This window comes from Mycolicibacterium aubagnense (genome assembly GCF_010730955.1).
Lineage (GTDB): Bacteria > Actinomycetota > Actinomycetes > Mycobacteriales > Mycobacteriaceae > Mycobacterium > Mycobacterium aubagnense.
Genome location: NZ_AP022577.1, coordinates 4,046,067 through 4,063,915 on the forward strand (window position 1 = coordinate 4,046,067; position 17,849 = coordinate 4,063,915).

19 protein-coding genes are annotated in these 17,849 nt (G+C 67.8%); 11 read left to right on the forward strand and 8 right to left on the reverse strand.

Features of this window, described 5'->3' with window-relative positions; genetic code table 11:
• Nucleotides 1–29: 29 nt before the first annotated feature.
• On the reverse strand, nt 30–893 hold the full coding sequence (locus G6N59_RS19330; protein ID WP_138228452.1) for a cyclopropane mycolic acid synthase family methyltransferase: 864 nt from the start codon (nt 891–893) through the stop codon (nt 30–32).
• A 374-nt stretch (nt 894–1,267) separates the two neighbouring features.
• A complete protein-coding gene (locus G6N59_RS19335) occupies nt 1,268–1,897 on the reverse strand; it encodes a DUF4175 domain-containing protein (protein ID WP_138228453.1) in 630 nt (209 codons plus the stop codon).
• A 30-nt stretch (nt 1,898–1,927) separates the two neighbouring features.
• Here G6N59_RS19335 and G6N59_RS19340 point away from each other — a divergent pair, with 30 nt between their 5' ends.
• Complete coding sequence (locus G6N59_RS19340) at nt 1,928–2,827, forward strand: phosphoribosylaminoimidazolesuccinocarboxamide synthase (RefSeq protein WP_138228454.1); 900 nt, start codon at nt 1,928–1,930, stop codon at nt 2,825–2,827.
• Nucleotides 2,828–2,829: 2 nt separating this feature from the next.
• Entirely contained in the window at nt 2,830–4,986 is a 2,157-nt protein-coding gene (locus G6N59_RS19345; RefSeq protein WP_407665896.1) for a S9 family peptidase, read from the forward strand.
• On the opposite strand, the gene G6N59_RS19350 is transcribed toward G6N59_RS19345, so the two are convergent.
• Entirely contained in the window at nt 4,915–5,361 is a 447-nt protein-coding gene (locus G6N59_RS19350) for a DoxX family protein (protein ID WP_138228456.1), read from the reverse strand. The two genes, G6N59_RS19345 and G6N59_RS19350, sit on opposite strands and share 72 nt — an antisense overlap.
• Nucleotides 5,362–5,441: 80 nt before the next feature.
• Between G6N59_RS19350 and G6N59_RS19355 the strand changes: the two genes are divergently transcribed.
• The 3 genes from G6N59_RS19355 to G6N59_RS19365 all read left to right on the forward strand — a co-directional run bounded on the left by G6N59_RS19355 (nt 5,442) and on the right by G6N59_RS19365 (nt 8,652).
• On the forward strand, nt 5,442–5,993 hold the full coding sequence (locus tag G6N59_RS19355; RefSeq protein WP_138228457.1) for a TetR/AcrR family transcriptional regulator: 552 nt from the start codon (nt 5,442–5,444) through the stop codon (nt 5,991–5,993).
• A gap of 240 nt (nt 5,994–6,233) precedes the next feature.
• A complete protein-coding gene (locus G6N59_RS19360; RefSeq protein WP_138228458.1) occupies nt 6,234–6,938 on the forward strand; it encodes a DUF2334 domain-containing protein in 705 nt (234 codons plus the stop codon).
• 49 nt (nt 6,939–6,987) lie between these two features.
• Complete coding sequence (locus G6N59_RS19365; RefSeq protein ID WP_138228459.1) at nt 6,988–8,652, forward strand: FAD-binding dehydrogenase; 1,665 nt, start codon at nt 6,988–6,990, stop codon at nt 8,650–8,652.
• Nucleotides 8,653–8,655: 3 nt separating this feature from the next.
• On the opposite strand, the gene G6N59_RS19370 is transcribed toward G6N59_RS19365, so the two are convergent.
• Nucleotides 8,656–9,177: a phosphatase PAP2 family protein gene (locus tag G6N59_RS19370; protein WP_163911499.1), complete on the reverse strand. Its 522-nt coding sequence runs from the start codon at nt 9,175–9,177 to the stop codon at nt 8,656–8,658.
• Nucleotides 9,178–9,266: 89 nt separating this feature from the next.
• Nucleotides 9,267–9,929 carry an MBL fold metallo-hydrolase gene (locus G6N59_RS19375; RefSeq protein WP_138228461.1) on the reverse strand — a complete coding sequence of 221 codons (663 nt, stop codon included), beginning with the start codon at nt 9,927–9,929 and terminating at the stop codon, nt 9,267–9,269.
• An 82-nt stretch (nt 9,930–10,011) separates the two neighbouring features.
• Between G6N59_RS19375 and purS the strand changes: the two genes are divergently transcribed.
• Nucleotides 10,012–10,251 (forward strand): phosphoribosylformylglycinamidine synthase subunit PurS, encoded by a 240-nt coding sequence (gene purS, locus G6N59_RS19380; RefSeq protein ID WP_138228462.1) that lies wholly within the window; start codon nt 10,012–10,014, stop codon nt 10,249–10,251.
• Complete coding sequence (gene purQ / locus G6N59_RS19385) at nt 10,248–10,922, forward strand: phosphoribosylformylglycinamidine synthase subunit PurQ (protein ID WP_138228463.1); 675 nt, start codon at nt 10,248–10,250, stop codon at nt 10,920–10,922. Before purS ends, purQ begins: the two co-directional genes overlap by 4 nt.
• Before the next feature lie 175 nt (nt 10,923–11,097).
• Here purQ and G6N59_RS19390 read toward each other — a convergent pair whose 3' ends face one another.
• Nucleotides 11,098–11,895, reverse strand: a complete 798-nt coding sequence (locus G6N59_RS19390) for a family 1 encapsulin nanocompartment shell protein (RefSeq protein ID WP_138228464.1) — start codon at nt 11,893–11,895, stop codon at nt 11,098–11,100.
• On the reverse strand, nt 11,892–12,902 hold the full coding sequence (locus G6N59_RS19395) for a Dyp-type peroxidase (RefSeq protein WP_138228465.1): 1,011 nt from the start codon (nt 12,900–12,902) through the stop codon (nt 11,892–11,894). The genes G6N59_RS19390 and G6N59_RS19395 overlap by 4 nt, the downstream gene beginning before the upstream one ends.
• Nucleotides 12,903–12,953: 51 nt before the next feature.
• On the opposite strand from G6N59_RS19395, the gene G6N59_RS19400 reads away from it, so the two are divergent.
• Together G6N59_RS19400 and G6N59_RS19405 are read left to right on the forward strand one after the other, a co-directional pair.
• Nucleotides 12,954–14,237, forward strand: coding sequence for a M18 family aminopeptidase (locus G6N59_RS19400; protein ID WP_138228466.1), 1,284 nt, complete (start codon nt 12,954–12,956; stop codon nt 14,235–14,237).
• Nucleotides 14,238–14,251: 14 nt separating this feature from the next.
• A complete protein-coding gene (locus G6N59_RS19405) occupies nt 14,252–14,605 on the forward strand; it encodes a VOC family protein (RefSeq protein WP_138228467.1) in 354 nt (117 codons plus the stop codon).
• A 9-nt stretch (nt 14,606–14,614) separates the two neighbouring features.
• On the opposite strand, the gene G6N59_RS19410 is transcribed toward G6N59_RS19405, so the two are convergent.
• Nucleotides 14,615–14,929 carry a hypothetical protein gene (locus G6N59_RS19410; RefSeq protein WP_138228468.1) on the reverse strand — a complete coding sequence of 105 codons (315 nt, stop codon included), beginning with the start codon at nt 14,927–14,929 and terminating at the stop codon, nt 14,615–14,617.
• Between the two features lie 136 nt (nt 14,930–15,065).
• On the opposite strand from G6N59_RS19410, the gene G6N59_RS19415 reads away from it, so the two are divergent.
• A complete protein-coding gene (locus G6N59_RS19415; RefSeq protein ID WP_138228469.1) occupies nt 15,066–15,488 on the forward strand; it encodes a DoxX family protein in 423 nt (140 codons plus the stop codon).
• A gap of 52 nt (nt 15,489–15,540) precedes the next feature.
• Entirely contained in the window at nt 15,541–17,829 is a 2,289-nt protein-coding gene (gene purL, locus G6N59_RS19420; RefSeq protein ID WP_138228470.1) for a phosphoribosylformylglycinamidine synthase subunit PurL, read from the forward strand.
• Nucleotides 17,830–17,849 lie beyond the last annotated feature (20 nt).

Genomic DNA, 17,849 nt, shown 5'->3' on the forward strand with positions numbered 1-17,849 from the left:
GGTCAGCGTACTTTTTCGTGCACAGATCACTACTTTTCGAGCGTGAACTGGTTGATGTCGACCTGGCCGAGCCGGAAACCCTTTGCACAGCCCGTCAGGTACTTCATGTACCGGTCGTAGACCTCCACGGATTGCAGCTCTATCGCCTCATCGCGGTGCGCTTCCAGCGCTTCGGCCCACAGGTCCAGCGTCCTCGCGTAGTGGGGCTGCAGGGATTGCACGCGGGTCACCCGGAATCCGGCTTCGGCGGCGCGCTGTTCGACCATCGCGGTCGTCGGCAGCCGGCCGCCCGGGAAGATCTCGGTCGTGATGAATTTGATGAAGCGGGCCAGCTCGAAGGTCAGAGGTATGCCGAGTTCTTTGGCATACCGCGGGTCGAAGCCGCAGATGGTGTGCAACAGCATGACCCCGTCGGCCGGAAGTGCGTTGTAGGCCATCTGGAAGAACGCCGGATAGCGGTCGTGGCCGAAATGCTCGAACGCGCCGATGGACACGATCCGGTCCACCGGTTCGCGGAACTGTTCCCAGCCCTCTAGCAGCACGCGGCGTGAGCGTGTCGTCTCCATCCCGTCCAGCAGTTGCTCGACGTGGGTGGCCTGGTTTCTGGACAGCGTCAGCCCGACGACGTCGACGTCGTACTTCTCGATCGCGCGCCGCATCGTGGCGCCCCAGCCGCAGCCGATATCGAGCAGCGTCATCCCCGGGGTCAGGCCCAGCTTGCCCAGCGCTAGGTCGATCTTCGCCATCTGGGCTTGTTCCAGGGTCATGTCGTTGCGCTCGAAATATGCACAGCTGTAGGTCTGGCTGGGATCCAGGAACAGCCGGAAGAAATCGTCCGAGAGGTCGTAGTGCGCTTGGACATCCGCGAAATGCGGTTTGAGTTGTTCTGCCATGGCTTCCTCTCCTGGCCGACGGCCGGGGCTGCTGATCGTGCGCGCTGTTCGGGGCCGGCGACGGCGACGGCCCGGACGCTGGTGCCGGATGCTCGGTACACGTGTGTAATGCCCGCACGGTTCACGAGCACGACAACCGGTCTTCGTTACCAGATTTCAGTTGGATGGGTCGGACGGCGAAATTGCTGGATACAGGACTGCGGAGCGATCGGTAGTGCAGCGATCAATAGCGCAGGAATTCACGGTCTGGCGGCGCCCGCGCTTCTGGAGCGATCAGCCAGAGAAGTCCTGAAATGTATTGCCGACGGCTTACCAGTGAAGCAACGACTCAGCGGCAATGCAAGAGCAAACGCCCGAACGACCGGCGCCGACTGTCAGGACGGGGTGCGCCGGGCCGGACGCAGGCCGGCCGATCGCAACTCCAGCGCCGCGAGCTTGCGGATCGCGATGGTGTCGTGGGTACGCCAGGCGGTCACCGGGTCGTCGGAGACCTCGGTGAGCTTGGCCAGCGGCCGGTTGGCCAGCGCCCGCAGCGCCAGCAGTTGTTCACCGGCATCTGTCGACGCCAGCGTCACCGCCGTCCATTTGCGCCGGAAGAACCGGATCCGCAGGACCAGCCAGGGCATCGCCACGGCCAGGATCGGCGGCAGCGCGACCGCCAGCGCGAGTACCCAGGCAAGCCAGCCTGCGGTGCTGTTCAGGCTGTCACCGGCGCCCGCGATATCGGTCGCGGCGCTGCCGGCCGACCGCAGCGGAGCCCCGAAGGCCTTTCCGATCAGGGGAATCCCATCGGCGTTGTGACCGGCAGACGCCAGGCTGTTGGCGACACCGTCGGCGCCGTCGTGCACCTGACGTCCGACGTCGGCGATGGTGGCGATGGCGTTGTGCACCGCGACGCCGACCGAGATCCAGATGGCGAACCAGACCAACGCGACGATGTCGCTGGTCAGCTGGCCGAGCAACCGGCCCGGCGTCCGGGCGTAGGGCACGTAGCGCGAACTCATGCCAGCTATCCCAGCAGATAGGGTGGTCCGATGCGCCCAGCTTTGTCCGACTACCGGCATCTGACCAGCGGCAAGGTTCGCGATCTGTATCGAATCGACGACAACCACCTGCTGTTCGTCGCGTCCGACCGGATCTCGGCTTTCGACTATGTCCTGGACAGCGAGATCCCGGATAAGGGCCGGGTGCTCACTGCCATGAGCGTCTTCTTCTTCGACTACCTGGCCGAGCAGTTGGGTACCGCCAACCACCTCGCCGGCCCCGCCGACGACGAGCGCATCCCCGCCGAGGTGTTGGGCCGCGCACTGGTGGTGCGAAGCCTCGAGATGATGCCGGTCGAATGTGTGGCACGTGGGTACCTGACCGGTTCGGGGCTGATCGACTACCGCAAGACGGGTCAGGTGTGCGGCATCGACCTGCCTGCCGGGCTGACCGAGGCCAGCCGGTTCAGCGAGCCGCTGTTCACTCCGGCGACCAAGGCCGAGTTCGGTGCGCACGACGAGAACATCGCGTTCGACGCCGTCGAGAAGCTGGTCGGTACCGACCGGGCCGCGCAGCTGCGCGACGAAACCCTGAAGGTCTACAGCGCGGCCGCCGCGCACGCGCTGACCAAGGGAATCATCTTGGCGGACACCAAGTTCGAGTTCGGGGTGGACGCCGACGGTGGGCTGGTGCTGGCCGACGAGGTGCTGACACCGGACTCGTCGCGGTACTGGCCGGTGGACGGCTACACCGAGGGCGTGGTGCAGCCGAGCTTCGACAAGCAGTTCGTCCGGAACTGGCTGACCGGCCCGGACTCCGGCTGGGACCGCGCCGGCGACACCCCACCACCGGCGTTGCCCGACGACATCATCGAGGCCACCCGGGCGCGGTACATCGAAGCGTACGAACGGATTTCGGGACGCCGCTTCGCCGACTGGATCGGGGCATGAGCATGCGCACGCCTCCGGTCGCCAAGAAGGTTGAGCACCGCCGTGAGCACCACGGTGACGTGTTCATCGACCCGTATGAGTGGATGCGGGACAAGAACGATCCCGACGTGATCGCGCTGCTGAATGCGGAGAACGCCTACACCGAGGAGATCACCGAGCCGCTGGAACCATTGCGGCAGAAGATCTTCGACGAGATCAAGGCCCGCACCAAGGAGACCGACCTCTCGGTGCCGACCCGGCGGGGCGACTGGTGGTACTACGCCCGGAGCTTCGAGGGCAAGCAGTACAGCGTGCACTGCCGGTGCCCCATCAGTGATCCCGATGACTGGACGCCGCCACAACTCGACGAGCACACCGAGGTCCCCGGCGAGCAGGTGCTGCTGGACGAGAACGTCGAGGCCGAGGGTCACGATTTCTTCTCGCTCGGCGCGGCCACCGTCAGCGTCGACGCCAACATCCTCGCCTACTCCGTCGACACCGTCGGTGACGAGCGATACACGTTGAAGTTCAAGGACTTACGCACGGGCGAGCTGTACGACGACCGGATCACCGGCATCGGCGCCGGCGGTACCTGGGCGGCCGACAATCGCACGCTCTACTACGTCACCGTCGACGAGGCCTGGCGGCCGGACACCGTGTGGCGGCACCGGCTGGGTTCCGGGCTGCCTGGCGAGAAGGTGCACCACGAATCCGACGAGCGGTTCTGGGTCGGTGTCGGGCGCACGCGTAGTGACAAGTACATCTTCATCGCCGCCGGCAGTGCCGTCACCTCCGAGGTGCGCTACGCCGACGCCGGCGACGCCAAAGCCCAGTTCACTGTGGTGTTGCCGCGCAAGGACTCTGTGGAGTACTCGGTCGAGCATGCGGTGCTCGGCGGCGAAGACCGGTTCCTGATCTTGCACAATGACGGCGCCGAGAACTTCACTCTGGTGGAGACGCCGGTGTCCGACGCCCCGCTGGCCGGCCTGGACAACACCCGCACGCTGATCGCGCACCGCGACGATGTCCGCCTCGATGGTGTCGATGCGTTCGCGGACCAGTTGGTGATCAGCTACCGGCGCGAGGCATTGCCCCGAATCCAGTTGTGGCCTTTGGGTGCCGACGGCAACTACGGCGAGCCCCAGGAAATCACCTTCGAATCGGAGTTGATGTCGGTCGGTCTGTCGGGTAACCCGAACTGGTGGTCACCGCGGCTGCGGCTGGGGGCGACGTCGTTTGTCATCCCGGTGCGGATCTACGACCTGGTTCTGGCCACCGGTGAGCGAATCCTGTTGCGTGAGCAGCCGGTTCTCGGCGACTACCGGCCGGAGGACTACCTCGAGCGCCGCGACTGGGCCGTCGCCGCCGACGGCACGAAGGTGCCGCTGTCGATCATCCAGCGGGTCGGCGCGCCGAATCCCGCGCCGGCGCTGCTGTACGGCTACGGCGCCTACGAGTCCTGCGAGGACCCACGCTTCTCCATCGCCCGGCTGTCGCTGCTGGACCGCGGCGTGGTGTTCGTCATCGCCCATGTGCGTGGCGGTGGTGAGCTGGGGCGTGGCTGGTACGAGCACGGCAAGCTGCTGGAGAAGAAGAACACCTTCACTGATTTCATCAGTGCCGCGGAGCATCTGATCGCCACCGGGGTTACCCGGCCGGAGAATCTGGTGGCCCTCGGTGGCAGTGCCGGCGGGCTGCTGATGGGTGCGGTGGCCAATATGGCGCCTCAGCTGTTCGCGGGGATTCTGGCGCAGGTGCCGTTCGTCGACGCGCTGACCACGATCCTCGATCCGTCGCTGCCGCTCACCGTCACCGAATGGGACGAGTGGGGTAATCCGTTGGCGGACAAGGCTGTCTACGACTACATGAAGTCCTACACGCCGTACGAGAACGTAACGGCCCAGGACTACCCGAGCATCCTGGCGATGACCTCGCTGAACGACACCCGGGTGTACTACGTCGAGCCGGCGAAATGGGTTGCGGCCCTGCGTGCCACCAAGACCGACGACCATCCTGTCCTGCTCAAGACCGAGATGGTCGCGGGCCACGGTGGCACCAGTGGGCGCTACGAACGGTGGAAGGAAGCCGCGTTCCAGTACGCCTGGGTGTTAGCCACCGCGGACCGCGACAAATACGGCAGCGGCCAGGTAGACGACCTCCTCGACGGAGCGCACGCATAGATTCGCCGTCATGGACGGCGGGGTGTCGGGCATCTGTGAGGCGTAGATGTTGGCCGGAAACATGGCGAGCATCAACAGGAACAGACAGGTCGCCGCGGCGATGCGAGTAGGTGGGTACAGCAGCCCGACCGCGCCGAGGAGTTCCAGCGCGCCCGTGATCGTCACCAACAGCTCGGGCGACGGGAGCCGGGGCGGGACGATCGCGATCATGTCCCGACGCATGCGCGGTACGAAGTGGGCGACGCCGGTCATCGTGAACATCAGCGCCAGGCCGACCGCGATGGCACCGGGCCAGCTGTCGACGTAGCTGACGCCGAGCCAGCCGGCGCCGCGGGCGGCCAAACTGCCCAGCACGAGAGCGAGAAGAACGGCCATGAGCTGCGCCTCCGTAATCTGGTCAACGCCTAGATCGAAGGATAGCCCGAAACTTGTCACTGTCAAGATAGGATGCGGTCATGGCCCGGCAGAGCTACCACCACGGCGATCTGAAGTCCGTCATCCTGGCGCAGGCGGCGGCGCTGGTCGCCGAGCGCGGTGCCGACGGCATGTCGCTGCGCGAACTGGCCCGCGCCGCCGGGGTGTCGCATGCGGCACCCGCGCACCACTTCACGGACCGGCGTGGGTTGTTCACCGCACTGGCGACCGAAGGCTTCGCGCTGCTGGCCGCAGCGCTCAATGAGGCCAAGCCCGACTTCGCCGACGCCGCAAGGGCTTACGTGCAGTTCGCCCTCGACCAGCCCGGTTACTACGCGGTGATGTTCGACAAGATGCTCTACGACGCCGCCGACCCGGCCCTGCGTGCCGCCGAAGCCGAGGCCGCGGCCGAGCTCACGGGCGGCGTCGCGACCCTGGCCGATCCCAACGCCCAGCGCGACCCCGCCGGCGCGGCCCTGGCTGCCTGGTCCCTCGTGCACGGCTTCGCGCTGCTGACGCTCAACGGCGCGGTCACCGCTGACGACCCTGTCGACACTGCCGAGCGCCTCGCCCGAATCCTGTTCTCCGCCTGACCATCTCTCGCGAGCGTGCGTGTCTGCGGGCGACACACCGTGGATTTCATACGAGAACGTCGCGCTCACGGCCGACGAGCGTGACGTTTTTGCACGCCGGTAGCGGCGTGTCGCGCGCAGACACGCACGCTCGCGGGGAGGGGGGAGCGCGCTGGCGGGGAGGGGGAAAGGGTGCCAGAGTTCAGCTGCCACACAGGCTGAGGCAACCAATGGGACACCTCAAGTTGTCACACTGCTTGCATGGCTGGCCAATTGATCGTCTCGATCTCGGGCATCCGGGACCGCACGCTGGGCGACGTCGCCGACTTCTGTACCGAGCTCGATGCGCGCCGGATCCCCGCGTCGCTGCTGGTGGCCCCGCGGCTCAAGGGTGGTTACCGCCTGGACCGCGACGCCGCCACGGTCGACTGGCTGACCACTCGCCGCGCCGGCGGCGCCGCGGTAGTCCTGCACGGATTCGACGAAGCGGCCAGCAAGAAACGTCGCGGCGAATTCGCCGCCCTGCCCGCCCACGAGGCCAACCTGCGGCTCATGGGCGCCGACCGAGTGCTCGAACACCTCGGTCTGCGCACCCGGCTGTTCGCCGCACCCGGCTGGACGGCGTCACAGGGCACCGTGACGGCATTGCCGCGCAACGGTTTCCGGATGCTGGCCGGGGACAGCGGGATCACCGATCTGGTGCGGTCGACAACGCTGCGGGCCCGGGTTCTCGGCATCGGCGAGGGCTTTCTCATCGAACCCTGGTGGTGTCGGACGCTGGTACTGGCTGCCGAGCGGACGGCGCGCCGTGGCGGCACCGTCCGGCTGGCGGTGGCCGCCGGCCAGCTGCGCCGGATCGGGCCGCGGCAGGCGATGCTCGACGCCATCGATCTGTCGCTCATGCACGGCTGCGCCCCCGCAGCCTACGAGTGGACGGCGCGCCCGGCATTGAACGAGGCAGCCTGAACCTGAGCCATCTGACTCGCTGACCGCGAGGGGGCGCTAGCGTGGCGCCATGGATGCTGATGTCATCGTCGTGGGGGCGGGGCTCGCCGGGCTGGTTGCCGCCGCTGAACTGCTGGAGCGTGGTCGGTCGGTTCTGATCGTCGACCAGGAGAACGAGGCCAACATCGGCGGCCAGGCGTTCTGGTCGTTCGGCGGACTGTTCTTCGTCGACAGCGCCGAACAGCGCCGCGTCGGTATCCGAGACAGCTACGAGCGGGCGCTGCAGGATTGGCTGCGCACGGCGGGATTCGACCGCGACGAGGATCACTGGCCCGAGCAGTGGGCGCGGGCCTACGTCGACTTCGCCGCAGGCGAGAAGCGCAGCTGGCTGCGGGAACGTGGCCTGCAGACGTTCGCGTTGGTCGGCTGGGCCGAACGCGGCGGCTGGGACGGCAAAGGGCCGGGCAACTCGGTGCCGCGCTTCCACATCACCTGGGGCACGGGCCCGGCCTTGGTCGACGTCTTCGCCCGACGCGTCGTCGGCCATCCCAAAGTGAAGTTCGCTCATCGGCATCGGGTCGACGAGCTCATCGTCGACGGCGATGCCGTCAGTGGTGGGAGCGGCAGCGCCGTCACCGGTGTGCGGGGCGCGGTGCTGGAACCGTCGGCCACTGCCCGCGGTGAAGCGTCGTCACGTAACGCCGTGGGGGAGTTCGAATTCCGGGCGCAGGCGGTTATCGTCGCCAGCGGCGGCATCGGCGGCAACCACGACCTGGTGCGCCAGAACTGGCCCAAGCGCATGGGCCGCGTGCCCGGGCAGCTGCTGTCGGGCGTGCCTGCGCACGTCGACGGCCGCATGCTCGGCATCAGCGAAGCCGCCGGCGCCAGCGTCATCAACAACGACCGGATGTGGCACTACACCGAGGGCATCACCAACTACGACCCGGTGTGGCCGCTGCACGGCATCCGCATCCTGCCGGGCCCGTCGTCGCTGTGGCTGGACGCCACCGGCAAGAAGTTGCCCGACCCGTTGTACCCCGGCTACGACACCCTCGGCACGCTGGAGTACATCTGCCAAACCGGCTACGACTACACGTGGTTCGTGCTCGACCAGAGCATCATCGCCAAGGAGTTCGGGCTGTCCGGCCAGGAGCAGAATCCCGACCTCACCGGCAAGAACCTGCGGGAAGTGCTGGCGCGCAGCCGAAATGGCGGGCCCGCTCCGGTCCGTGCGTTTGTGGACAAGGGTGTGGACTTCGTGTCGGCGAACACGTTGCGGGACTTGGTGACGGCCATGAACAACGTGCCCGACGTCGTGCCGCTGGACTACGCGACCGTCGAAGCCGAGGTCGCCGCCCGCGACAAAGAGATGACCAGCAAGCTCACCAGCGACGGCCAGACCGTCGCCTACCGGGCCGCGCGTTCCTACCTGCCGGACCGGCTGGCCCGGATCGCCGGCCCGCATCGGCTGACCGATCCCAAGGCCGGCCCGATGATCGCCGTCAAGCTGCACATCCTGACCCGAAAGTCATTGGGCGGCTTGCACACCGACCTGGACTCCCGGGTGCTGACGCCGGCGGGCGGAGTGCTCGACGGCCTGTACGCCGCTGGTGAGGCAGCCGGTTTCGGTGGCGGCGGGGTGCACGGCTACCGGGCGCTGGAAGGCACCTTCCTGGGTGGCTGCATCTTCTCGGGCCGGGCTGCCGGACGTGCCGCGGCGGCTGCCGTGGGCTGAGGTTTACCGCCGAACACTTCCATTTTCCCAGTGCGAGGCGCCCCTGATTCGTGAATGGTGCAACGCCTGTGGCCCAGCCGCCAGAATGGCCAGGCACACCATCGACGTCGCATAGAGCGTGCCGCCAATGATGTCGGTGAAGTAATGGAGGCCGTTGCTGGCCATCCCGATGGAGGGGATGGCGGCACCGATCACGGCGAGGGTGACACTCCACGGGTGAATCCCGATCGCGAGCACCAGCATGGCTGCGACGGTGATCGCCACCGTGGTGTGGCCGCTGGGATACGCGAGATTCTCGCCGTACCAGGGTCGGCCGAACAGCACCTTGAGCACCTTCGCGCCGATGATCGAGATGACGGGGCACAGCGCGGCCACGGTGGCCAGCCGCCGCTCGCGCCGCCACAGCGGGATGGCGATCGCCAGCAGGTAGAGCGGCACCAGCACGCGCACCCGATTCAGCAGCAGCATCCAGTGCGGGTGCGGGCCGAGCAGTTCTTGCGACGTCTCCATGAACCAGCGATCCACGGCGGAGTCCCCCGACCTGACAGCCAGGCCAAGGGCGATCGTCGCGGTGAACCCCACCAGGGGCCACCACAGCAGGAAGCGCCGGGTGTTCAGAACCGCGTCTCCTGCTCGGGCGTCAGTACCCGGAAGTCAGTGGATGTCATCTCGTCGAGCCGGCCGTAGTAGATGCCCTTGGCCTGCTCGGCGACGACGCCCTGATGGATCGGCACCGCATGCTGGGGCGCGACCGCGCGCAGAAAGTCGACGGCCTCGGCGATCTTCATCCACGGCGCGGCGGCCGGCGCGGCCAGCACCTCGACCGGCTCGTCGGGCACGAACAACGCGTCGCCGGGGTGCATCAGACGGGCGGCGTGACCAGCATCACCGACCAGGTACGAGATGTTGTCGATGATCGGGATGTCCGGGTGGATCACGGCGTGCTTACCGCCGGCGCCGCGCACCGTCAGGTGCCCGATCGACAGGGTGTCGCCCACGTGTACCGCCTGCCACGAGCCGCCCAACTGCGCCGCGGTCATCGGGTCGGCATACAGCTTGGCCTGTGGGTTTGCCTCGACCAGAGCCGGGAGGCGCACTGGGTCGGCGTGGTCGGGGTGCTGATGGGTGATCAGGATGGCGTCCAGTCCGGTGATGCCCTCGAACCCGTGCGAGAAGGTGCCGGGGTCGAACAGGACCGTCGCCGCTTGGCCGTCGGCGGCACCGTCGGCCACGAAGCGGGCCAACAGGCAGGAATGTCCGAAGTGCGTCAGCTCCATCAGTCCATTGTGCGGGCATCGCGGCGAACAAGGGCGCCGGTAGAGTAAGCCCGAGCAATCCGACCCGAACAAAGGAGCGCGCGTGGCCCGCGTCGTTGTGCACGTGATGCCCAAGGCCGAGATTCTGGACCCGCAAGGCCAGGCGATCGTGGGAGCGCTGGGGCGCCTCGGGATCACCGGAGTGTCCGACGTCCGGCAGGGCAAGCGGTTCGAGCTCGAGGTTGACGACAGCGTGTCCGACGAGACGCTGGAGCACGTCGCCGAGACGCTCCTGGCCAACACCGTCATCGAGGACTTCTCGGTGCACCGGGAGAACGCATGACCACGAAGGTTGGTGTCATCACCTTCCCCGGCACGCTCGACGACGTCGATGCGGCTCGTGCGGTCCGGGCTGTCGGCGGCGAGGCGGTCAGCCTCTGGCACGCCGATCCCGACCTCAAGGGCGTCGACGCCGTCATCGTGCCCGGCGGCTTCTCCTACGGTGACTACCTGCGCTGTGGCGCCATCGCCAAATTCGCGCCCGTCATGACGTCGGTCGTGGAAGCGGCCGGCAAAGGCATGCCCGTCCTCGGTATCTGCAACGGCTTCCAGGTCCTGTGCGAGGCCGGGCTGCTGCCGGGTGCGCTCACCCGCAACGAGGGTCTGCACTTCATCTGCCGCGACGTGTGGCTTGAGGTGACCGCGACGTCGACTGCCTGGAGCAGCCGCTACGAGTCCGGCGCCGACATCCTGATCCCGCTGAAGTCGGGTGAAGGCCGGTACGTCGCTTCCGAGACCGTGCTCGACGAACTCGAGGGCGAAGGCCGCGTGGTCTTCCGCTACCGCGACAACATGAACGGCTCGATGCGCTCGATCGCCGGGGTCAGCTCGGCCAACGGCCGCGTCGTCGGCCTGATGCCGCACCCCGAGCACGCCACCGAAGCTCTCACCGGCCCGTCGGACGACGGTCTCGGCATCTTCTTCTCGGCGCTCGACGCGGTCCTGAGCGCCTGAGCGGCGCCACGTTCGACGCGTTCCTGAGACGCGCCAGGCGCGCCCTCGCGCCCAGGATTCAGGCTCGGCTCGATCCTGCTCATCCCGAGCTGTTGACCCTGACCTGAGGGCGCATGTCACTCGAACAATTGCGCCCTAGGTACAGGATCAACGCGCACGGGCACCAACCGACGCGTCAGCTGTCGAGCGCGACCGACGCCTCGGCGGTGTAGCAGAGGAACGTCAGCGTCTCCTGCAGGTACAGCTGCACCGTATCGGCGTCGTGGGACAGATAGCCGATGGTCACATCGGTGCCCAGCTGCAGATCGAAATCGCCTCCGCGCGTGGACAATACGAACGCGCCGTCGATCGCCGGCGCCCAGATGATGTCGCCGTCCACCAGCCGGTTGAGGTGCTCGAGCAGCGGGTAGCCGTGCTCGGTGGTCTCACTGACCTTGGTGTAGGCGTCCGCCGACAGCAGCACCGAATACGGGCCGTCCACGCCGGCCAGTCGCAGCTCCGACAGTGCCTGGGAGATCACGTCCGGGTAGCCGCGCGGGTCGCTCGGCAGCGCCAGCGCGGGGTTGGAACTGGCGGCCCGGATGCCCTCGATCTGAGCGGCCGGGTAGCCCTCGAAGATGGCGCGGTCCTCGGAGAACGCGAGCTTCTTGGCGGCGTCCTTGACCGGGTCCCAGTCGGAGTCCTGTGCGCCGCGCTCCACGTCGTCGATGGCCGTGCGCGACACCGTGAACGGCACCCGCAGCCGCACCAGCGGCCGTGACTGGCGCAGCTGCGCCTGCACACCGTCACCGGGCGAGGCGACGTCGACGAGGTGTCCCGTGCTGACCGCGGCGGTCGTCGGACCGTTCGGCTCGCTCACGTCGACCACCCGGCGACCGGCGATGTGCCGCTTGAAGGTGCGGGCCGCTTCCTCCTCGATCTGTGCCCATGCGACCGAGGTGATGGGAGCCAGCTCGCGGTACAGGTTGTTCATTGCGCTTTACCTTTCAGACTGCCGATGGACAGTATGCCGGGGGACTTGGGTTCGGGTTCGGCCGGTGGCGCCGCGGGCAGGGGCGGCGGGTCGTCGAGGAAATCCACTGTGGGAGTGAAGAACAACACGCCGGTGACCGCGGTGGAGAAATCCAGGATGCGATCGGTGTTGCCCGGCGGATCGCCGATGAACATGTTTCGCAGCATGCGCTCGGTGACTCCCGGGTCAGCCGAATAGGCGATGTAGTACGTGCCGAATTCGCCTGAGCCGACGCGGCCGAACGGCATGTTGGCCCGGACGATCTGCAGCTGGTTGCCGTCGGCGTCTTCGATCACGTTGAGTGCGACGTGCGAGTTGGGCGGCTTGACGTTGTCGGCCATCTCGATGTCCTCGAGCTTGCTGCGGCCGATCACCCGTTCCTGCTCGGTGACGCTGAGCGACTCCCACGACGCCATGTCGTGCAGGTACTTCTGCACGTGAACGTAACTGCCACCGGCGAATTCGGGGTCCTCGTCACCGACCTGGGCCGCGACCACGGCATCCGGACCGTCCGGGTTCTCGGTGCCGTCGACGAAACCCAACAGGTCGCGATTCTCGAAGAACTTGAAGCCGTGTACCTCGTCGATCACCGTCACCGCGCCGTCGAGCGATTTCAGAATCTGGCTCGCCAGTTCGAAACAGACGTCCATGGCGTTGGCCCGGATGTGGAACAGCAGATCGCCCGGCGTCGACGGGGCGTGGTGACGGGTGCCGTGCAATTCGGGAAACCGGTGGAGGCCGGCCGGGCGCGGACCGCTGAACAAGCGATCCCACGCCTCCGAGCCGATCCCGGCCACCAGGCTCAGACGGCTTGCGGGCGTGCGGAATCCAACTGCCCGAACGAGTCCGGACAGCCCGGCGAGCGCTTCGTGCACTTCTGGCTCGGCGCCCTCATCGATGGTGGCGATGAGGAAGATCGCGGCGGACGTCAACGGGGTGAGTACGGGCTGAGGCCGTGCGGGACACACGAATCCGACCCTAGCGGCAACGGCTCCGGATTTCCGGGTGATGATGGCCTCATGACCGGAGCTACTGCCGCGGGCCTCTGCGGATTCATCGACGCGTCGCCCTCGCCGTTCCACGTGTGCGCGACGGTGGCCGCGCGTCTGACGGCCGCCGGCTTCACGGAACTGGCCGAGACGGACGCGTGGCCTTCCGCGGCGGGCGGCGGGTCGAGCACGGGCGCGGGCAAGTACTTCACGGTGCGGGCCGGCTCCTTGGTGGCGTGGAAAGCGACCGACGCGCCGTTGCCCTTCCGCATCGTCGGCGGCCACACCGACAGCCCGAACCTGCGGGTCAAGCAGCACCCGGACCGGTTCGTCAGCGGCTGGCAGGTGGTGGCGCTGGAGCCGTACGGCGGCGCCTGGCTGAACTCCTGGCTGGACCGCGACCTCGGCATCAGCGGCCGGCTGTCGGTGCGGCGCGGCAATGCCGTGGCGGACGTCCTGGTCCGGATCGACGACCCGATCCTGCGGGTGCCGCAGCTGGCCATCCACTTGTCCGACGACCGCAAGGGCGTCAGCCTCGACCCGCAGCGGCACGTCAACGCGGTGTGGGGGGTCGGGACCGGAACCCGCGACTTCGTGAGCTACGTTGCCGAGCACGCGGGCGTGGACGGCGCCGACGTCCTGGGCGCCGACCTGATGACCCATGACCTGACGCCGTCCCGGCTGATCGGCGCCGACAGCGAGCTCATCAGCGCCCCCCGGCTCGACAACCAGGGCACCTGCTACGCCGGGCTGGAGGCATTCCTGGCCGCCGACCCCGCGCGGCACATACCGGTGCTCGCGCTGTTCGACCACGAAGAAGTCGGGTCGACGTCCGATCATGGTGCGCAGTCCGACCTGCTGCCGACGGTGCTGGAACGCATTGTCCTGGTCGCCGGTGGCACGCGGGAAGACCTGCTGCGCCGGCTGGCCGGGTCGCTGGTGGCCTCCGGCGACATGGCGCACGCCACCCACCCGAACTACCCGGAGCGGCACGAGCCGGGCCACCTCATCGAAGTGAACGGCGGCCCGGTCCTCAAGGTGCAGCCGAACCTGCGGTACGCCACCGACGGCCGGACCGCCGCGGCATTCGCACTGGCCTGTGCCCAGGCCGGGGTGCCGCTGCAGCGCTACGAACACCGCGCCGACCTGCCGTGCGGCTCCACGATCGGCCCGATGACGGCCGCGCGCACCGGGATCCCGACCGTCGACGTCGGTGCCGCGCAACTGGCGATGCACTCGGCGCGGGAGGTGATGGGCGCGCTCGACGTGCCGGCCTATGCCGCGGCGCTGCACGCCTTCTTGTCACCGGCCTGACCTACAGTCGGGCCATGGCACTCAAAGTGGAGATGGTCACCTTCGACTGCGCCGACGCGCAGGCGCTCGCCCACTGGTGGGCTGCGCAGTTCGGCGGCACGGTGCAGACCCTGATGCCGGGGGAGTTCTTCGTCGTCAGCCTGGCCGACGGTCCGAACCTGGGCTTCCAGCAGGTCGACGATCCGACGCCCGGCAAGAACCGGCTGCACCTGGACTTCCATCTGGAAGGCGACATCGAGCCCGAGCTCGAGCGGCTCAAGGCCGCCGGCGCGACCGAGACCGAGCGGCACGCCTTCGGCGAGGTGGCCCGCTGGGTGGTGCTGGCCGACCCTGAGGGCAATGCGTTCTGTATCGCCGGCGCGGCCTGACGACCCGGACTACTGACCGGCCTGCACCTGCTGCTCGACCATCTGACCCTGCTGCTCGGCTTGTTGGGCTTCCTGCTGGGCCAGCTCGTTCTGCTGTTCGGCCTGCTGCTGGGAGGCGATCATCGCCTGCTCGTCGTTCAGCTGTTGTTGGGTCTGGTCTTCGCTGTCATCGACCAGTTGGACGCTGGTCGACACAAACGGTTCAGACGCGGCATGCCACGCCTTGGACGCGACCACAATCGCGCCGGCACAGATACACACCAGGGTTGCGATCACCGCGATCATCGCGAGCGCGCCCCGGTTGACGCCCAGTTGGAGTCTCATCTGGCTACGCTAAATCCGCTGGATAAGGCCCACGTTGGCGCTACTTAGCCGCCGGCTGTGAACTCAGTCGCGATGATTCTCTGTGGTCACGTCGGTCTACAAGGTGTTGAAACCTCGATCGAGAACGGAGTCCACAATGGTTGACGCAAAGGGTGCTTCGAACGCGCGGGCCGCAATCGCCGGCCGTGCCAAACCGGAAAAGATCGGCCTGGCGCTGAGCGCGGTGCTCGTGTTGTTCCTGCTGGCCGATGCCATCCCGAAGATTTTCGGCGCGCAGTTCGCCCGCACGGCGACCGAGGCGATCGGCTTTCCGCGGTACCAGACCTACGTCATCGGATGGGTGCTGCTCGCCTGCATCATCGCCTGGGTTGTGCCCCGCACAGCAGTGCTGGGCGCGGTCGGGCTGACGGCCTATCTCGGCGGCGCAGTGACCATCGATATGCACCAGGAGGCGTGGTTCCCGGTGGTCTTCGCCGTGGCCTTCGGCCTGTTGATCTGGGCGGCTCTCATTCTGCGGCGTCCCGCGCTGCTCAAGGTACTGATCGGCGGGAGCGAGTAGTCCGCATTCGGCGGGGCGGGCCGGCAAGATCAGCAACGATAGACTCTGTGTCGTGACGTCACCGGTCGATACCGTCAATAACGCGACTACCACGCCTGATCAGCCGCAGCCGTATCGCGAGCTCGGTCTCAAGGATGACGAGTACCAGCGCATCCGCGAGATCCTCGGCCGTCGGCCCACCGATGCCGAGCTCGCCATGTACTCGGTGATGTGGAGCGAGCACTGCTCGTACAAGTCCTCCAAGGTGCATCTGCGCTACTTCGGCGAGACCACCACCGACGAGATGCGCGCCGGCATGCTGGCCGGCATCGGCGAGAACGCCGGCGTCGTCGACATCGGTGACGGCTGGGCCGTCACCTTCAAGGTCGAATCGCACAACCACCCGTCGTACGTCGAGCCCTACCAGGGCGCGGCCACCGGCGTCGGCGGCATCGTCCGCGACATCATGGCCATGGGTGCCCGCCCGGTCGCGGTCATGGACCAGCTGCGCTTCGGCGCGGCCGACGCTCCCGACACCCGCCGGGTGCTCGACGGTGTGGTGCGCGGTGTCGGTGGCTACGGCAACTCGCTCGGCCTGCCGAACATCGGCGGCGAGACCATCTTCGACCCGTCGTACGCCGGCAACCCGCTGGTGAACGCGCTGTGCGTCGGCGCGCTCCGCGTCGAGGACCTGCACCTGGCCTTCGCGTCCGGTACCGGCAACAAGATCATCCTGTTCGGTGCCCGCACCGGTCTGGACGGCATCGGCGGCGTCTCGGTGCTGGCCTCGGATACCTTCTCCGGCGACGAGTCGGGCGCCGGGCGCAAGAAGCTGCCGAGCGTTCAGGTGGGCGACCCGTTCACCGAGAAGGTGCTCATCGAGTGCTGCCTCGAGCTGTACGCGGCGCACCTCGTGGTCGGCATCCAGGACCTGGGTGGCGCCGGATTGTCCTGTGCCACTTCGGAATTGGCATCGGCCGGTGACGGCGGCATGCACATCGACCTGGATCGGGTGCCGCTGCGCGCGACCGGTATGACGCCCGCCGAGGTGCTCTCCAGCGAGTCGCAGGAGCGCATGTGCGCGGTCGTGACACCGGAGAACGTCGACGCGTTCATGGCCGTCTGCCGCAAGTGGGACGTACTGGCCACCGTCATCGGTGAGGTCACCGACGGCGACCGGTTGAAGATCAGCTGGCACGGCGAGACCGTCGTCGACGTGCCGCCGCGCACCGTCGCGCACGAGGGCCCGGTGTACAACCGGCCCGTGGCGCGCCCCGACACCCAGGACGCGCTGATCGCCGACACCTCGGCCAAGCTGCCCCGGCCGAAGACCGGCGACGAGCTGCGCGCCACCCTGCTGCAGCTGCTCGGCAGCCCGCACCTGTGCAGCCGGGCGTTCATCACCGAGCAGTACGACCGCTACGTCCGCGGCAACACCGTCCTGGCCGAGCACGCCGACGGCGGCGTCCTCCGCATCGACGAGACCACCGGGCGTGGCATCGCGGTGTCGACCGACGCCTCAGGCCGCTACACCCAGCTGGACCCGTACACCGGCGCACAGCTGGCGCTGGCCGAGGCCTACCGCAACGTCGCTGTCACCGGCGCGACCCCGGTCGCCGTCACCAACTGCTTGAACTTCGGCTCGCCAGAGGACCCGGGCGTCATGTGGCAGTTCTCGCAGGCCGTGCGCGGCCTCGCGGATGGCTGTGCGGCCCTTGGTATTCCGGTCACCGGCGGCAACGTCAGCTTCTACAACCAGACGGGCTCGACCGCGATCCTGCCGACCCCGGTGGTCGGGGTGCTCGGCGTCATCGATGACGTGCACCGTCGCATCCCGACGGGTATCGGCCTGGAGCCGGGGGAGACCCTGATCCTGCTGGGCGACACCCACGACGAGTTCGACGGCTCCGTCTGGGCGCAGGTCACCGGCGACCACCTCGGCGGCGTGCCGCCCAAGGTCGACCTGGCGCGCGAGCAGCTGCTGTCCGAGGTGCTGACCGCCGGTTCACGCGACGGCCTGATCTCGGCCGCGCACGACCTCTCCGAAGGCGGGCTGATCCAGGCCGTCGTCGAGGCCGCCCTGGCCGGCGAAACCGGTTGCCGGGTCCTGCTTTCCGAGGATTCCGACGCCTTCGTGCAGCTGTTCTCCGAGTCGGCGGGCCGGGTCCTCGTCGCGGTGCCGCGCACCGAGGAGAGCCGTTTCATGGCGATGTGCGAGGCCCGCGAGCTGCCGGCCGTCCGCATCGGTGTGGTGGACCCGGGCAGCGACTCGGTCGAGGTGCAGGGGCACTTCAGCGTCACACTGGACGAGTTGCGCCGCACCTCCGAGAGCGTGCTGCCCGCCCTGTTCTCCCATGAGTGACTTGTGCACGAAAATCCGCG

Excerpts from the sequence above, each read along its gene's own strand:
- G6N59_RS19330 (WP_138228452.1), bottom strand. The coding sequence starts at position 893 with ATGGCAGAACAACTCAAACCGCATTTCGCGGATGTCCAAGCGCACTAC.
- G6N59_RS19335 (WP_138228453.1), bottom strand. The coding sequence starts at position 1,897 with ATGAGTTCGCGCTACGTGCCCTACGCCCGGACGCCGGGCCGGTTGCTC.
- G6N59_RS19340 (WP_138228454.1), top strand. The coding sequence starts at position 1,928 with ATGCGCCCAGCTTTGTCCGACTACCGGCATCTGACCAGCGGCAAGGTT.
- G6N59_RS19345 (WP_407665896.1), top strand. The coding sequence starts at position 2,830 with ATGCGCACGCCTCCGGTCGCCAAGAAGGTTGAGCACCGCCGTGAGCAC.
- G6N59_RS19350 (WP_138228456.1), bottom strand. The coding sequence starts at position 5,361 with ATGGCCGTTCTTCTCGCTCTCGTGCTGGGCAGTTTGGCCGCCCGCGGC.
- G6N59_RS19355 (WP_138228457.1), top strand. The coding sequence starts at position 5,442 with ATGGCCCGGCAGAGCTACCACCACGGCGATCTGAAGTCCGTCATCCTG.
- G6N59_RS19360 (WP_138228458.1), top strand. The coding sequence starts at position 6,234 with ATGGCTGGCCAATTGATCGTCTCGATCTCGGGCATCCGGGACCGCACG.
- G6N59_RS19365 (WP_138228459.1), top strand. The coding sequence starts at position 6,988 with ATGGATGCTGATGTCATCGTCGTGGGGGCGGGGCTCGCCGGGCTGGTT.
- G6N59_RS19375 (WP_138228461.1), bottom strand. The coding sequence starts at position 9,929 with ATGGAGCTGACGCACTTCGGACATTCCTGCCTGTTGGCCCGCTTCGTG.
- purQ (WP_138228463.1), top strand. The coding sequence starts at position 10,248 with ATGACCACGAAGGTTGGTGTCATCACCTTCCCCGGCACGCTCGACGAC.
- G6N59_RS19390 (WP_138228464.1), bottom strand. The coding sequence starts at position 11,895 with ATGAACAACCTGTACCGCGAGCTGGCTCCCATCACCTCGGTCGCATGG.
- G6N59_RS19400 (WP_138228466.1), top strand. The coding sequence starts at position 12,954 with ATGACCGGAGCTACTGCCGCGGGCCTCTGCGGATTCATCGACGCGTCG.
- G6N59_RS19405 (WP_138228467.1), top strand. The coding sequence starts at position 14,252 with ATGGCACTCAAAGTGGAGATGGTCACCTTCGACTGCGCCGACGCGCAG.
- G6N59_RS19410 (WP_138228468.1), bottom strand. The coding sequence starts at position 14,929 with ATGAGACTCCAACTGGGCGTCAACCGGGGCGCGCTCGCGATGATCGCG.
- G6N59_RS19415 (WP_138228469.1), top strand. The coding sequence starts at position 15,066 with ATGGTTGACGCAAAGGGTGCTTCGAACGCGCGGGCCGCAATCGCCGGC.